The following is a 15,411-nucleotide window of genomic DNA, read 5'->3' as shown; positions in this document are numbered from 1 at the left end:
ATTTATCGCTCCTTAGAATAGTGTCTGAATCCAATTCATTACTGGAGAATAGAAGATGATAATCCCTATAATGACGGCAAAAACCGCAGTGACAAGTACAGCACCTGCGGCTATGTCTTTGGCGGCTTTGGCAAGCGGATGGATTTCTTCAGTCGCTAGATCGACCGCGTACTCAATCGCCGTATTTATAAGCTCTGCCCCAATCACGAGGGTAATCGTAATTAGCAGCACTAACCACTCCATCTTCGAGATGGAGAATAGGAACCCCGCCGCGATAACGAATACGGAAGCCGTCAAATGAAATGGCATATGACGTTCCGTACGAACCGCACGCATAATACCTGACAACGCCGCAACGAACGGATGGACCGCATACCTCCGTTTTTTCATTATCTCGTCAGACCCGCTTGGCGAAGTACAGCTTCCTGCTTACTCATCATTTCTTGCTCGCTTGCCTCATCTTGGTGATCGTAGCCAAGCAAGTGCAGGAATCCATGTACGAACAGAAATCCTAGCTCTCGTTCTAAAGAATGCCCATACTCTTCACTCTGCGCACGAGCACGTGTCACAGAAATAATAATATCGCCGAATGTATCTGTAATGGCTGACATCTCATCCTCTGAATCCACTTCATAAATGATATCCAGCTCTTCATCCTTTTCTTCATGCATGGCAAAGGAAAGCACATCTGTCGGTCGATCAATCCCGCGATAGTCACGGTTCAATTGATGAATCTGCTCGTCGTCTACAAAGGTTAATTCCACTTCCCCCTCTGTAACGCCTTCCATTTCAGCAGCAAGCTGTAATAACTGATTCAATTGCTCAATCAATGATTCTGGGATTTGCTGCTCTTCTTGTTCATTATTCCACTCTAAATGCAAACTCATGAACGACACCTCTATGATTTTGTTTTGGCTTTTACATCTTCTGGATATTCGATCCGGGAATGGAATATGCCCATCACCGTCTCTTTCAAAGAGTGCGCCACAGTGTCCAACTCTTTCATCGTTAGATCACACTCATTGTATTGCTGATCATCCAGACGGTCTTTGACGATTTTGGAGATCAGGGTCTCAATTTGATCAACCGTTGGATTACGCAAGGAACGTACCGCGGCTTCTACACAGTCGGAAATCCCAACAATAGCAGATTCCTTCGACTGCGCTTTGGGCCCAGGATAACGGAAATCATCCTCCGTAAAATCCGGTTCTTTCCCTTGTTCTTCGGCTTGCTTTAACGCTTTATAATAGAAAAACTTCAGGAACGTCGTTCCATGATGCTGTTCCGCAATATCACGGATCGGCTTTGGAATTTTATAATCCTTGAGCATTTCGACACCGTCGCGCGGATGCGCAGTAATAATTGATTTGCTAAGCTTCGGATCAATGGAATCATGTGGATTCTCAATATTCGTCTGATTCTCAATGAAATAGCTTGGACGCTTCGTCTTCCCGATATCATGATAGAAAGATCCTACACGACACAGCAATCCATTCGCACCAATCGATTCAGCCGCTGCCTCCGATAAGTTACCCACCATTACACTGTGATGATACGTACCTGGTGTCTCTGTCAAAAGTTTGCGCAATAATGGATGGTTCGGATTCGACAATTCCACAAGCTTCAGTGCCGATAGAATACCAAAAGTCACTTCGAAGAATGGCATTAATCCAATAACCAGCACGGCCGTGAGCAACCCGCTCGCAAAGGCGAATCCAATCGCATAGAGCACATCTTTTTGCGCAAAAGAATCACCGTTCAACATGGTCAACATCGCAACGGTCAACGCGCCGAACAGACAGATCATGATCCCTGCCTTTAAGATCGTCGATCGTTGGCTTGCACGATGAATCGCGAATACAGAGGCAAAAGATACAACAGCAGTAACGAAACCGAACTGGAAGTCAAAGATTTGCCCTTGTCCTACATTAAAAATAACGCTCGACATGACGCTAAAGATAAACGCGCATATAAAGGCAAGCGATAAATCAAGCAGCAATGTCACTAGCATGACGCCCATCGCTACCGGTGCGATAAAACCGATATAAGGTACTTCTTTGGTCTGCGCAAGACTTACAATTTGCATCGCAATAATATTTAAGAAGAAGATCAGGACGAGCATGAGCAGCTGTGCATTATGGAATTTGAAATTACCGCCGCCAGATTGTCTGATGAACATGAAGAGAACGAGCGACAGCAATATCGAGAGAATTAGCACACCGAATTGCGGCCAGTAATTCACTTCATTTTTAAGCAATTCCAACTCGTCCAGCAGCTGATACGTCTCTTGGGTAATTATTTCCCCTTTATGAACAACGATATCTCCCTGCTTGATAAAAATGGTCTGTGTATTCTCACGAGCTTGAACCTTCGCGTCTCTCGTCTTATCTTCATCAAAAAATTTGTTCGGAGTCAACGAGAATCTTGCAAGCTCTTGCACCACTTCACGTTGCGCACGCTTGTTCAGGGAGCTCGTGTTCACGAGTTCAGCTACTTTGGCACGGACCGTCTCCGCATCCGTAATCTGATCGTTCATCAATTTGGCTACAATGTCTCTCGCCACAGGTTTGATTTGAGCAATATCATCCGCCGTTAATCTCGCGACTTTGATATACGTTTCTTCAGGAATGCGGTATTCCTGTTCACTTACTTTCGATCGCATCTCTTCCAGCAGCTTGCTCGTAAAGTTCGAGCGGTTATTGTTCATGAACTCTGTTATATACTGATGATGAATATCCGGAATGGCTGTGCGGTAAATCCCAACCTTCTCAGTGAACGAAATTGCATCATCTTGATTCAAATTCTCGATCCGATTGATCATCTGCTCCGTAATATCTTGATTGCGCAGAGGAATAATCGTAAAGATCGGTTGAACCCGCTCCGCGGCTTGCTCTTGCGCCTTGAGTGTCGCTTTGTTGTTCGCGACCTGAGCCGGTGCTAGAATTTGCTTATCACTTGGCAAACCAACCTGTATGTTATATTTCTCCGGTACCAAGTGTGAAGCTAAGCTGAAATAAAAAAGAAGCGTTAAAAACAAAAACAGAAGAAAGCGTACGCCGACGCTGTACTTCCATCCTGTCATTTTATATTGAAATGTAGTCCCCAATACAGAGGATAGCTTTTTTTGGAACATAGAGACAGTCCTCTCTATTCATGTTTTTCGGAATCCTTCTGATATGCGACGATAATTTTCTGTACTAAGGAATGACGAACAACATCTTGCTCCGCAAAATGTACAAATCCGATTTCTTCGATATCCCGAAGTATTGTAGCCGCTTCGATGAGTCCCGATTTTTTGCCCCGCGGCAAATCAATTTGTGTGACATCACCCGTGATTACCATCTTCGAGCCAAACCCGAGCCGCGTCAAGAACATTTTCATCTGTTCTGGCGTCGTGTTCTGAGCCTCGTCCAAAATAATAAAAGAATCATCCAATGTCCGTCCTCGCATATAGGCGAGCGGTGCAATTTCAATCAATCCCCGTTCCAGTGCCTTCGCCGTCTGTTCAGGTCCCATGACATCGTACAACGCATCGTAGAGCGGACGCAAGTAAGGATCTACCTTCTCTTGCAAGTCACCCGGCAGAAACCCTAAATTCTCGCCTGCTTCGACTGCCGGACGCGTAAGCACGATACGTTTAACGGATCCTTCCTTAAGGGCAGCAACCGCGAGCACGACAGCGAGATAAGTCTTCCCTGTACCTGCAGGACCAACGCCGAAGACTACATCTCTCTTCTTAATGGTCGTCACATAATGCTTCTGTCCGATCGTCTTCACGCGAATTGGCTTCCCGCGGAATGTCGTCATGATCTCACCCTTGTACAAATCAAGCAATTGATCGGCACGCATATCCTTCGCAAGATCACAGGCATAGAGCACGTCACGATCCGTTAAGATATAGCCATTACGAACCAGTTGCAACAAGACCTGAAAAAGCTGTTCTAAGGAATCCACCTCGCGGCGTCCCCCACTGATGACAATTTCTGCTTCACGAGAACCAATTTGAGCATCAATCTGCTCTTCAATAATTTTCAAAAATTTATCCTGCGGACCAAATAACGACAGCCCTTCAGAAGGATTATGTAACGGTATTTTCACGGTGTATAAGTGTTGTTCAGGCAATAATCCCAGTCTCCTTATTGATGGATAATCGGTAATTCCTCCGCAATCCACTGCTCCACTTCAAAATGTATGTTCAAATAAACTTTACCATTCTTGACCTCTTGATGCAAAATATTTTCGTCTCGGATTTTTGCGTCTGGCCCATTTTTGACAAGTGCGTCAGATTTTGCATGTTCCATGGCGATTTTTCTTGCCTCATCTTCCGTAATGTGGCGTTCGATATAATGAACCTCCATCAATTTCTCCGTCATCCACCCAACAGGCAGTTTATAGGGACCGATTTGAACATCGCTACGTTCTGTGATTGTCTCGTATTTATCATAAGGAACTTTTCCATATCCGCTTACTTGCAGGGCCCGATTCCCCGTAATGATATATTTCCGTTCTTCAAATGCCCCCGTATATGTACGTTCCTTCTGCAGCAGAGGTACAGAGACTTGATATTCATGCCAGACGAGTCCTTTGACCTTGCCTTTCGCGACAACGGCTTGCGGGTTCTGATCCGACCCAATAATACCTGATATAAGAATAGACCCTTTTTTGACTCGTGAGTTTTTCCGCACTTTCGCTCGGCCTTGTTCTGTGAAGATCTCCGTAACGACCGCATCCGCCTTCGCAACCAAATGCCTTGGATTCATGAGCTGCTTCGCTTCCGGCTTGGTGGATTCAGCCACATTGATCGTAATATTCGCGCCGCGTTTCTCCACACCAACCCAGGAGACGCCTGGGAGCCGATGCGTGAGCTGCCTAGAGAGCTCTTCTTGACTTTTCAACCGGAAAGACCATTGGAACACATAAATCCCTTCAGCACGAGCTGCTTTGAGGATGTCATCTTCTGCAATATTCATATTCCCTTGAACGTCAACTTTCCAGACTAGTGAAGATAGCAAGTACAATCCGACGAAAAATAGAAAAAAGCCTGTAATAAACGCTTTACGTCGACCCATTTTCTGCAATGCAAAAGGTAGACCATACCGCGCTTCCACATGGACACGACAGCTTGTCTGCCGTAAAAGTGGACGAATGCGAAAAAAATCTGCAAGCATTATCTTCATGCGCATACCCTGTCCTGCCATATAACGCATGTCCCAAATCTCGACATTCTTACTCGCAGCGAGATTGACGAACTGCTCGCACCGCTCGCCGCGAATCATAATTTTGACGTATCCCCGAATAAATGAAGTAGGTCCGTTCAATTAGATCCCTCCGTTCGCATATATTGAATCTTCGATATTTTCCCTTCAACGATCACTTCATCAGGCCAAATCGCTCGGATCACAAGGTCACTGCCTGTCAATTCAAGCTCTCCGATGCTAATCGATAGGTTCAGTCGTTCATTCGAAAAATGAAGCACACCACGATGATTTTCAATATGCACCTGAGCATTCCCAATCATCGTCACCCGAGGCAGGTCAAACAAGACGTCTTGTGGTAGATCCAATAATTCGGCGGTCATCTTTCGAATTTTGCGAGCAAAACGACGCATCCTTGGTGTGCCCCCCTTGCGTTTATTGCATTGTGATGCAGCTCCATAATTCACAAGCCATCCATGAATATGATGTACTTTACAAAATATGCAAGGGGTGAGGCATTTATGAGGGAAGCGCAAAAAACCGTTCTCTGTGAGAACGGTTGGTCTTGGAAGCGCGAAGCCAGATAAAATACGGGTGGGTTGAGGGGTATCACTTTCCGGCCGATTCTTGTCCGCCATTTCCTTTGATTAGACTGGTGGTTGCAAATGGCTCCCAAAGATCGGTCGCAAGCTCCTCCAAGTGATACCCCTCTTCCCTGTTTATTTTATCTGGCTGGGCTTACAAGCAGCACTCAACCGCCCTCAAGGCGAACGGTTTGGTGTGTGGGAAGAGGGTAGGAGTATAGCCAGATAATATACGGTGGGTTAAGGGGTATCACTTTCCGGCCGATTCTTGTCCGCCATTTCCTTTGATTAGACTGGTAGTTGCAAATAGCTCCCAAAGATCGGTCGCAAGCTCCTCCAAGTGATACCCCTCTTCCCTGTTTATTTTATCTGGCTACCAAATAATATACACCCCACCGCTCAATGAGAACGATGGGGTGTATAAGCGACGGCGCATTACTACCGTCTACCATATGGGCGTTTGGCACGCGGAGGGCCTAAAATTTCGGCCCACACGAGGCCTTTAACTAGTTCCTCACGAGATACACTTGGCTCAATTGCATCAGCCTTGTGAAGGGCATAGGAGGGCTCTGAAACATACTGCATCGGAGCCCTCTCAGTCCGAACCATTTGATTGGGTCTCGCAGGCTCGACCTGCACCGCTACGGGAGCACTAAACGGAGAGACAGATGGCTGCGCCATAGGGGCAGGCGTATGGGTCTCAACCTCTTCGTAGATATGACGCGATGGCTCATCACGCCGCTCAGCCTCACTCGTCTGTGACGGCGCATCCGGGTTGCCGAATGGTTTATCTCCGCCGAAGGAAGGCATCCGGTTCTTCCCAGATTTAGCATTCGAGATGATCTTGCCCACAATACCAATCAGAATGACCGCAAGGATTGGAGAATGCACGAAAAATTGAACGATCTTCTCAATCATTTCGGATATATTCATAGGCTATTTTCCGTCTTTCATGTCGCCTGTGCCCGGCTCACCGGATTTTCCGATGGTTCCGCGCATTTGCGTATCGGCTTCGATATTTTTCAAGTTCATGTAATCCATTACGCCTAAATGTCCGGTGCGAAGGGCATCAGCAAGTGCAAGCGGCACCTGGGACTCGGATTCCACAACGCGTGCTCTCATCTCAACGACAAGCGCCTTCATCTCTTGCTCCTGCGCAACCGCCATCGCACGACGTTCTTCCGCCTTCGCTTGTGCAATGCGCTTATCTGCTTCCGCTTGTTCCGTCTGCAAATGTGCACCAATGTTCTTACCTACATCAACGTCCGCAATATCAATGGACAAGATCTCAAACGCTGTACCTGCATCTAGACCTTTTCCCAATACCGTACGAGAGATCATATCTGGATTCTCAAGCACATCTTTATGCGAGCCACTAGAACCTACTGTAGTAACAATACCTTCACCAACACGAGCAATAATTGTCTCTTCACCCGCACCACCAACGAGGCGATCCAAGTTCGTACGTACGGTTACGCGAGCTTTAACTTTCACTTCAATCCCGTCTTTTGCCACGGCTGCGACGATTGGCGTCTCAATAACGCGAGGGTTAACGCTCATTTGAACAGCCTGCAATACATCACGACCAGCCAAGTCGATCGCTGCTGCACGTTCGAACTCTAACGGAATATTCGCACGTTGTGCTGCAATTAGCGCGTTAACGACACGGTCAACATTACCCCCAGCTAGATAGTGACTTTCCAATTGATTAATGTTAAGTCCAAGACCTGCTTTCGTCGCCTTAATTAACGGATTAACAATTCGGCTCGGGGTAACCCGGCGCAACCGCATCGCGACGAGTGTAATGATCCCGACGCGCACACCTGATGCGAGTGCCGAAATCCACAACATAATCGGGAAGAAACTTAAGAACACAGAGAGTACAATAATAACAACAACAGCAATTAACAAGAAACTAACCAATGTCGGATCCATTTAAAGCGTTACCTCCAGAAAAAAATTTATTTGTCTAACTCACGAACAATGATTCGAGTACCATCGATTCGTGTAACAACCACTTTACGATTTGCATCTATAAAGCTACCGTCCGTGACAACATCCACTCGTTCTTCCCCAATCTGGACCGCGCCAGACGGACGAAGGGGCGTTAGACTTACACCCTCACGATGCAGCAAATCCGATTTAGACGTCGAAGAGACGTAACCTTCCTCGGTCGTTAATTGATCTTTCAATATGAACCGATTCCAAATTCCTCGATGCTTGAAGATTCTTGCTACAATAATGACAACGATCACGGCTGCAACAAATGCAATACCAAGTGATACGAGTGCACTGGATGTGTCAAATGCAGCCATCACGACACTTGCAATCAGTGAACCTGAACCCAGTATACCCAATATTCCAAAGCTTGGTACGAATAACTCTAGAACAAGCAAAATGATCCCTAATACAAACAAGACAAGCGACTCTTGTTCCGCAAATCCAGCCACATAGTTACCGAAGAAATAGAGACCAAAACCAAGAAGCCCCACGATCCCTGGAACACCAAAGCCAGGAACAATAAGCTCGATAGCTACCCCTGCGATCCCAAGGAATAACAGCAGCGTAGAGACGACTGGACTTGTGATCCATCCAGCCAACTTCTCCATCCACGACTGCTCCACTTGAACAAGCTGGTAATCCGATATGCCAGCGAATTGAATCGCTTCATCCATCGATTTTACAATACGGTCCGCATAACCAACCGCGAGTGCATCTTGCGCAGATAGCGAGATAATCTCACCTTGTTTTTTCACACGTGAAATGGCCTTCATCTCAACAACAATATTCTTATCAACCATCCCTGCGGCAATATCTGCATTTCGCTTATTCGCTTGAGCAGCTGCAACCATCACACTAGACCACGCTGCCGTATACTTCGGGTTATCAACCGATCTGCCTGATGAATCGACAATTGACGCAGCGCCAATCATACTGCCTTCAGCCATTACAATCTGGTCTGCACAGAGCGAAATGTAACTTCCAGCTGAAGCCGCTTCACCCTTTACATAAGCAAGCGTCGGGATTTTCGATTCCAAGATCAACTTTCCAATCTCCATCGCATTCCCTAGAACACCACCTGGTGTATTGACCTCCAGAACGATGAGAGAAGCTTGCGCTTCTTCCGCCTTTTTAAAAGATCGTTCCAAAAACCGCTGCAGTCCCGACTCAATCTCATGTGCAACAGGTATAACATAGACGAGCTTTTTACCTGCTGCCGCTGCTTGAGCTTTGTCTGGGATCCCCCCCAACACTGCGCCCGAAATGCCCGCAATCAACATCACTGTAAGTAATCCAAAAGATATAAAACGTTTCCAGAAATGATGCAATACGTTTCCCCCTTTCTCTGTCAAATATCGTCAAAGTGCGATACTAGTAATACGTCCATGAAAATTTTTCGTTTCAAGAAAATAAATATCAACCCTAAAACCCGCATGGTATCAGGGATTTTGCTCATATAAAAAAGACTGCCGACAACATTGTTGCCGGCAGTCTAAAACATTCCATATTCATGGAGTGTTTATCTTTATTGCAGAAACTGTGAAACCGCTTGGTTCACTATTTTACCGTCAGCGCGCCCTTTTACCTTAGGCATTAGAGCACTCATCACCTTACCCATATCGGCTTTAGAAGAAGCACCGGTTTCCTGGATGGTCTGCTGTACAATCACTTTAATCTCTTCTTCAGTAAGCTGGACAGGAAGGTACTGACCAATTATTTCTATTTCTGCTTTTAAGTTGACGGCGAGGTCATCACGACCTGCCTTAATAAATTCTTGGAGGGAATCTTTTCGCTGTTTGATTTCACGACTTAGAATTTCAAGCACTTCATCGTCATTCAAAGTTCTTTTCAAATCTATTTCAAGATTCTTAATCGCCGAGCGAACCATTCGAATGGTGGAGAGTTTGAACTTGTCTTGACTTTTCATCGCTTGTTTCATATCTTCGTTCAATCGTTCGCTTAAATTCATTGGTAGTTAGATCCTCCTAAAACTTTCTCTTACGAGCAGCCTCGGACTTTTTCTTGCGCTTAACACTTGGCTTTTCATAGTGCTTACGTTTCTTCACTTCAGCCAATACACCATCCTTAGCAATGGAGCGCTTAAAGCGACGAAGTGCAGCATCAATTGTTTCGTTTTTGCGAACTTTAGTTTCAGACACCAGTTTTCCCTCCCTCCGACCAGACCGTCCAAGACGGATAACACGGTTCATCAAATTTCATTATATGTGAAAAGGAAATATGGTGTCAACTATGACTCCATTTCCTTTTTCTACTGAGCCCAAAAATTAATCTCTTGTCCCTACAAGGGCGCCTAATTTCTCTCCCCCGAGCAGATGGTAATGAATATGGAAGACCACTTGGCCGCTGTCTGGACCACAATTGTTAATCAAGCGGTATCCGGATTCTGCGATTCCTAAATCTTTGGCGATCTGTTGTGCCGTCTGATGAATTTCACCGATCAATGGAAGATCTTCCGTTGCCACATCATTCATCGTCGCAATATGTTTCTTCGGAATGATTAACACGTGCTGAGCAGCTGAGGGCTGTATATCGTAAAACGCAACAATGCGGTCATTCTCGAATACTTTCTTCGAAGGAATCGTTCCCTCAACAATTTTACAAAAAATGCAATCCATCTAGGCTACCCCCATGCATAGTATCAGTTCAGTAAATTTTATAATACCATCATACAGAAAAAATGGCCCAGAGTCCAATACACATGAAAAAAAAGAGCACATGTTAGAGATATACGCCGAGAATCTGGCTGACGATTCAAGGTTGCTTCCTTCCGTGGTAAGGATCAGCGTATATTTCTAACAAGTGCTCATCAAGATGTCGGTTAATTGTATTATAACAGTGGGGTCGATTATACTCTGTGAAGTGTATCACAGAGTATAACAGTTTTCTCTAAATCGATTCTAAGGCAATGACGGAACCTTCGCCAGACTGCTGAGCCGGTGTAATGACCAGTTTTCTTGGAAGTCTCGCTCTTAGCTCTGGGACATGACTGATTATCCCTACTGTCAAGCGATCCATATGAAGCTTCTCCAATGCCGTAATAACTGTATCCAACAACTCCGGATCAAGCGTACCAAAGCCTTCGTCCAAGAAGAAGAATTGTAATGGATACTTCCCTTGCAGTTGAATCTGTGCCGATAACGCGAGCGCCAGGGCGAGTGATGTCAAGAACGTCTCTCCCCCCGATAGTGTCGAGACAGGGCGCCGAACGCCCCCGTTCGCATCATCGCGAATGACGAATCCCCCAGTGGAGTCCACTTCTAATGCGTATCGCTGCTTGGTCAAGAAACGTAACCGCTCAGATGCGGATCGGCTTACTTGCATCAGCTGCTCTTCCGCAATAAATTCGACGAAGGCATTCCCGCGGAATACCGTCTGCAACTGCGACAAGCGTTCGAACAACTCCTGTTTGGCGCCTCGCTGCTGTTCTAATACAGTCCAACGTTCTGCTTTGCGCGTCAGTTCTTCGAGATCACGTTCTGCTTTGGCCTTCGCCCGAACCGCCTCTTCATCCTGTGCAAGATGCTGCTGTAAGGATTGATTCGATTGCTCCCAAGCCTCTTCCGTCACCCGCTCACCTTGCAGCATTTCTTCCAGTCGTTGAATCTGGGATGCAAGTCTATGCTGAAGCTGTCGATGTGCAGTAATCGTCTCCTGATGACTCACGATCTGATCCGACGTCAGTATAGCTTGTCGAACATCCTCTGCCATCGCGAAAATTGATTCCGACCTTTGCTCGTCCCAAATCCGTTCCGCCTGTGCTGCGCGTTCTTCGGCAGACAATGCAGACTGCTTCGCATGTAAGGCTTCCTCCGATAAGGCATTGAGCAGATCAAGCACATGATCTCTGGCTGATTTCGCGGATTGTGCGTCTACACGAAGCGTAGACAACTTGGCTTCTGCCTCTTGAATCAATGCTTCAACCGTCCGATCCCCTGCATCAAGACCAAGAAGCTGAAGAAGTCTGGCCTCTTTTTCGTGGAATAGCTGCATCTTCCCTTCAAGTTGAGCGGCAATCAGGACTGCGTCTTTTTCAAGAACTGTAAGCTCCTGACCTCTCTCTAATAGCTGCGCATTCATCTCTTCGATAAAAGGAACACTGCGTTCGAGTCGACCTTGAATATCTTGCAGCTGTTCATCCTTGTTCTTCAGCTCTAGCAGGATGTCGTCCATAGATTCGCGGACAATAGAAGCCGAAATATGAGTCTTCCACTGTTCTAGCAATACTGCCCGCTCATGCGTAATGGATTGAACCATCCGCTGCTGGCTTTGATGGAGCTGCTCCAACGCTTGACGATCCGCCCGAAGTTGTGAGGACTGCCGCTGAAGATCTGCAATTCGAGCGCGATGCTTCTTCCCCTGTTGTTCTAATTGTTCTACCTCTGAGCGATGCCCACTCTGATCTATACGTAGGCATGCAATAGCTGCCTGAATTTCCTCCCATGTTGTAGCTGTAATTGCTACGGAATGGTCTTGATGTTCCAGCACGGCCACAGCCGCTTCTTGCTGCCACGGTATGTCAACACCCTCGATTTCAAGGGTTGTCGGAAGGGCAATCAATCTGGACATGAGCTGTAAATTTATCGCTTTTAACTCATGTAGTTCTAAGACGTATGGCTCCATCGCAGTGATCTGTTCTTGAATATTTGAAGAATTATTGTCTCGTATTTCCTTGCCAAACGCACCTTGCGAATGATGCGGGTGCGTCGTTGAACCACAAACCGGACAAGGCTCACCTTGGACCAATTGTTCGGCCAGTTTTGCGGACAGTCTCTCGATTTCCTGCTCCCGCTCGACACGCCGCACTCGTGCGATCTCATCTGCCAGAGCGTTTTGGAGTACTGTGTGCTTCTCCTCTTCGCGACGCAAGTACCCGTTAAGTGCATGAATTCGGTCCATCGTTTGAAGATTCTCAGAATAAATCTCCCGCTCTAAGGCTTCATGGGCTTGATAAGCAAGATCGGCTTGCTTCATTCGCTCAGAAATGGTACCAAGCTCCGATGTCGCACCTTGTAATTGACGTTCTAGCGCTTCGATCGATTGATGAAGACGATCCGCTCTTTGGACTTGCTCACGCCATTCTGGGCGTGTTTCATTTGCTTTCTGCGCTTCATTGAGCTCGGCTTGACGTTTGAGCGCCTTTTCCCTCTGTTGACTTAATTTAGCGATCTGTTCAATTACTACTGCCTGTTGTTCTACACTTTGCGTGCTTCGCTTCGTGAGCTCCGTTGTCTCGAGGTTCAACTGCTTGCATTCTTGCTCGAGCGAGCGTGCTTGTTCTAAATGATCGAGGCGAAGCAGCAGCTTTGGCTCCAAATCAGATAGCTTCTGTTGTTTTTCATCAAATACAGCAGCAGCTCGTTCGGCAGCTTCACGTGCACTTTGCTCCTTGTGAGTAACCGTCGCTAATACAGCCTTACGTTCCGTCAATTGAAGAGCTGACTGCTCATATTCATTTAGAAAAGGAAGCAACCGTCTAGCCGCGTCCGCACGTGTCAACACCTGCTCCAACCCGGCGATTTGTTGCTCCTGTGTTGTCAATTCAGCTTGCTTCAGCAATAGCCCCGATAATTCTATGCCCTGATCTCGCGTTGCCTTCATGCGTTCCACCACAGCCTCAAGGGCTTTACGTTTCGCACGTTGTTCCTCTGCCAACGTTCTTGCGCTCTCGAGTGTCTCCGAGGCTTGTCTTACCGTGTCTTCGGAGGCATCACCCAACCCCTGCTGCTCTGCTGCGACTTCTTTGAGACGTACATCGGTTTCCTTCAGACGGCGACTTAATTGAATCATTAACTCGTCGCCGTATTTCTCCAAATGGAATAGACGTTGAAGCATCTGCCGACGTTCGCTCCCTTTTAGCGAGAGGAACTCGGCGAACTTCCCTTGCGGAAGTACAACGGCTCGTGTGAAATCGGTGATCGTAAGACCGATAATTTCTTCTACGCAACGTGTCACGTCGGCCAATTTGTCGGCGAGTACAACTTCACCTTCATCAGTAACTTCAACGAAACGACTAACCGTGTTGCTAATCGAAATCTCATTCATCCGTTTAAACCGGCGTTCCACGCGGTAACGCTTCGGTCCAGCTGCAGATAGCAATTCGAAGGTGAATGATACTGCAAGCTGATTCTCGTTCAGGTTCATAATACCCTGCGTCCCATTTGCTGCGCGTTCGACTTTCCCGTACATCGCGAGCGTAATCGCATCAAGTACCGTCGATTTTCCGCTGCCCGTTGGGCCGAAGATCCCGAACAACCCCGTCTCACAGAGCGCGGTAAAATCAATCTCCTGCGCTTCGCGATAGCTCTGAAGTCCGGCTAATTTCAAATGGATTGGCTTCATGCCGTCTCCCCTCCACTCTCTACCGGATGCGAGTGATGAATAAGCTCTAAGAACAATTGCACAAGCTCCGAGTTCGGCTCCGCGCCTCCTGTCTGCCGCTCATAGAAGCGACGGAACAATTCATCGATCGGCATCTCCGATCTGTTCGACAAGAGCAGCTCTGAAGACTCCATCTCCGGGTAAATCGGACGAATATTCACAATGCCCTCATGAGCCTTACGAAGGTGTTGAATTTGCTCCATCGTCATCGCTTCCGTCAGGCGGATTTCGAGATCGATCCATGCCCGAGCATCTCGTCCTTCATCCAGCCAGCGATAGACCTCTTCCATGCCGCCTCGGGCTTGCCATCTGACTAGCGGCCGACCGCTGCTCAAGAAAATTTCTTGCGTGGAGGCCGCTTGCCCCGGCGCGATATCCAATATCGTTACGGACTTCGCTTGTCCGGCTTCCGAGAAGCTATAGGCCAGCGGTGATCCACTATATCGGATCACGCCATCCCCCTTCACCGTCTGCGGACGGTGAAGATGGCCAAGCGCCGTGTACTGGGCGCCAATGGCAAGAGCGGCGGTGTCTACCGTATAGGCACCGCCCACCTGAATCGGACGTTCCGAGTCCGATTCCACGCCCCCCAGCACGTAAATGTGGCTCATCGCCACATTGACAGTGTCCTTGGCGAACTGCTGCGCTTGCTGGCGCAGCAGACGCCCGACGCGCGCGCTGTACGCGCTGCGGATGCCGGATTCGTCGGCATCCTCCCCCGTCAGAAGCTCGGCCAGCCGAGCTTCTGACGGGTAGGGCAGCGCGGCCACGACCGCGCGCTCGCCCGTGCGCGGCGTCGCGAAGCGCATCACATCGCCGGTCGGAAGACCGGCGATTGTGATGCCTGCTCGCGCCACGAGCGGGCTTGATGCCGCGAGCCGCTCGGGCTGATCGTGATTGCCCGCGATGACGGCAATCGGTCTGCTGCCCCCCGCGGATAAGCGCGCCATCGCTTCATAGAAGAGCTGCTCCGCACCCGCAGGCGGATTGACGGAGTCATAGATATCTCCCGCAAGCAGAATCAGATCGATCTGCTGCTCCTCCGTGATCTGTACCAATTCATCCACGAATGCCGCCTGCTCTTCTAAGCGACTTCGGCCTTCGAGCGTTCGGCCAAAATGCCAATCCGCCGTATGCAGTATACGCATCCTGTGTTCCCCCTCTTCCATCCTTCTCCCAATGCCATCATCAAACTGTATCAGTAACAGCTAAAAATCTACAATTCTATAAAT

General features: G+C 47.8%; 14 protein-coding genes. All 14 read right to left on the bottom strand.

Features of this window, described 5'->3' with window-relative positions; genetic code table 11:
• Positions 1-12: 12 nt before the first annotated feature.
• The gene (locus tag AC3WU2_RS01335; protein ID WP_018756732.1) at positions 13-390 is read right to left on the bottom strand and encodes a diacylglycerol kinase family protein; all 378 of its coding nucleotides are present in this window, start codon (positions 388-390) and stop codon (positions 13-15) included.
• Positions 390-887, bottom strand: a complete 498-nt coding sequence (gene ybeY / locus AC3WU2_RS01330) for an rRNA maturation RNase YbeY (RefSeq protein WP_492450626.1) — start codon at positions 885-887, stop codon at positions 390-392. Before ybeY ends, AC3WU2_RS01335 begins: the two co-directional genes overlap by 1 nt.
• 11 nt (positions 888-898) lie before the next feature.
• Entirely contained in the window at positions 899-3,133 is a 2,235-nt protein-coding gene (locus AC3WU2_RS01325; protein ID WP_492450624.1) for an HD family phosphohydrolase, read from the bottom strand.
• 14 nt (positions 3,134-3,147) lie between these two features.
• Positions 3,148-4,122: a PhoH family protein gene (locus tag AC3WU2_RS01320; protein ID WP_492450622.1), complete on the bottom strand. Its 975-nt coding sequence runs from the start codon at positions 4,120-4,122 to the stop codon at positions 3,148-3,150.
• Positions 4,123-4,136: 14 nt separating this feature from the next.
• Entirely contained in the window at positions 4,137-5,318 is a 1,182-nt protein-coding gene (gene yqfD / locus AC3WU2_RS01315; protein WP_492450620.1) for a sporulation protein YqfD, read from the bottom strand.
• Positions 5,315-5,608: a sporulation protein YqfC gene (gene yqfC / locus AC3WU2_RS01310; RefSeq protein ID WP_018756737.1), complete on the bottom strand. Its 294-nt coding sequence runs from the start codon at positions 5,606-5,608 to the stop codon at positions 5,315-5,317. The genes yqfD and yqfC overlap by 4 nt, the downstream gene beginning before the upstream one ends.
• Positions 5,609-6,217: 609 nt before the next feature.
• Complete coding sequence (locus AC3WU2_RS01305; RefSeq protein WP_492450618.1) at positions 6,218-6,712, bottom strand: YqfB family membrane protein; 495 nt, start codon at positions 6,710-6,712, stop codon at positions 6,218-6,220.
• A 3-nt stretch (positions 6,713-6,715) separates the two neighbouring features.
• A complete protein-coding gene (gene floA, locus AC3WU2_RS01300) occupies positions 6,716-7,714 on the bottom strand; it encodes a flotillin-like protein FloA (RefSeq protein WP_492450616.1) in 999 nt (332 codons plus the stop codon).
• A gap of 26 nt (positions 7,715-7,740) precedes the next feature.
• On the bottom strand, positions 7,741-9,108 hold the full coding sequence (locus AC3WU2_RS01295) for an NfeD family protein (protein WP_492450614.1): 1,368 nt from the start codon (positions 9,106-9,108) through the stop codon (positions 7,741-7,743).
• Between the two features lie 197 nt (positions 9,109-9,305).
• A complete protein-coding gene (locus tag AC3WU2_RS01290) occupies positions 9,306-9,749 on the bottom strand; it encodes a GatB/YqeY domain-containing protein (RefSeq protein ID WP_018756742.1) in 444 nt (147 codons plus the stop codon).
• 16 nt (positions 9,750-9,765) lie between these two features.
• The gene (gene rpsU, locus AC3WU2_RS01285) at positions 9,766-9,939 is read right to left on the bottom strand and encodes a 30S ribosomal protein S21 (protein ID WP_005547957.1); all 174 of its coding nucleotides are present in this window, start codon (positions 9,937-9,939) and stop codon (positions 9,766-9,768) included.
• Positions 9,940-10,065: 126 nt separating this feature from the next.
• Positions 10,066-10,416, bottom strand: a complete 351-nt coding sequence (locus AC3WU2_RS01280; RefSeq protein WP_492450612.1) for a histidine triad nucleotide-binding protein — start codon at positions 10,414-10,416, stop codon at positions 10,066-10,068.
• A gap of 271 nt (positions 10,417-10,687) precedes the next feature.
• Positions 10,688-14,140 carry an AAA family ATPase gene (locus AC3WU2_RS01275; protein ID WP_492450610.1) on the bottom strand — a complete coding sequence of 1,151 codons (3,453 nt, stop codon included), beginning with the start codon at positions 14,138-14,140 and terminating at the stop codon, positions 10,688-10,690.
• Positions 14,137-15,327, bottom strand: coding sequence for an exonuclease SbcCD subunit D (locus tag AC3WU2_RS01270; protein WP_492450608.1), 1,191 nt, complete (start codon positions 15,325-15,327; stop codon positions 14,137-14,139). Before AC3WU2_RS01270 ends, AC3WU2_RS01275 begins: the two co-directional genes overlap by 4 nt.
• Positions 15,328-15,411 lie beyond the last annotated feature (84 nt).

The sequence above is a fragment of the Paenibacillus sp. EB106-05-06-XG162 genome (assembly GCF_058791655.1).
This window is presented reverse-complemented; position numbering and strand designations above follow the sequence as displayed.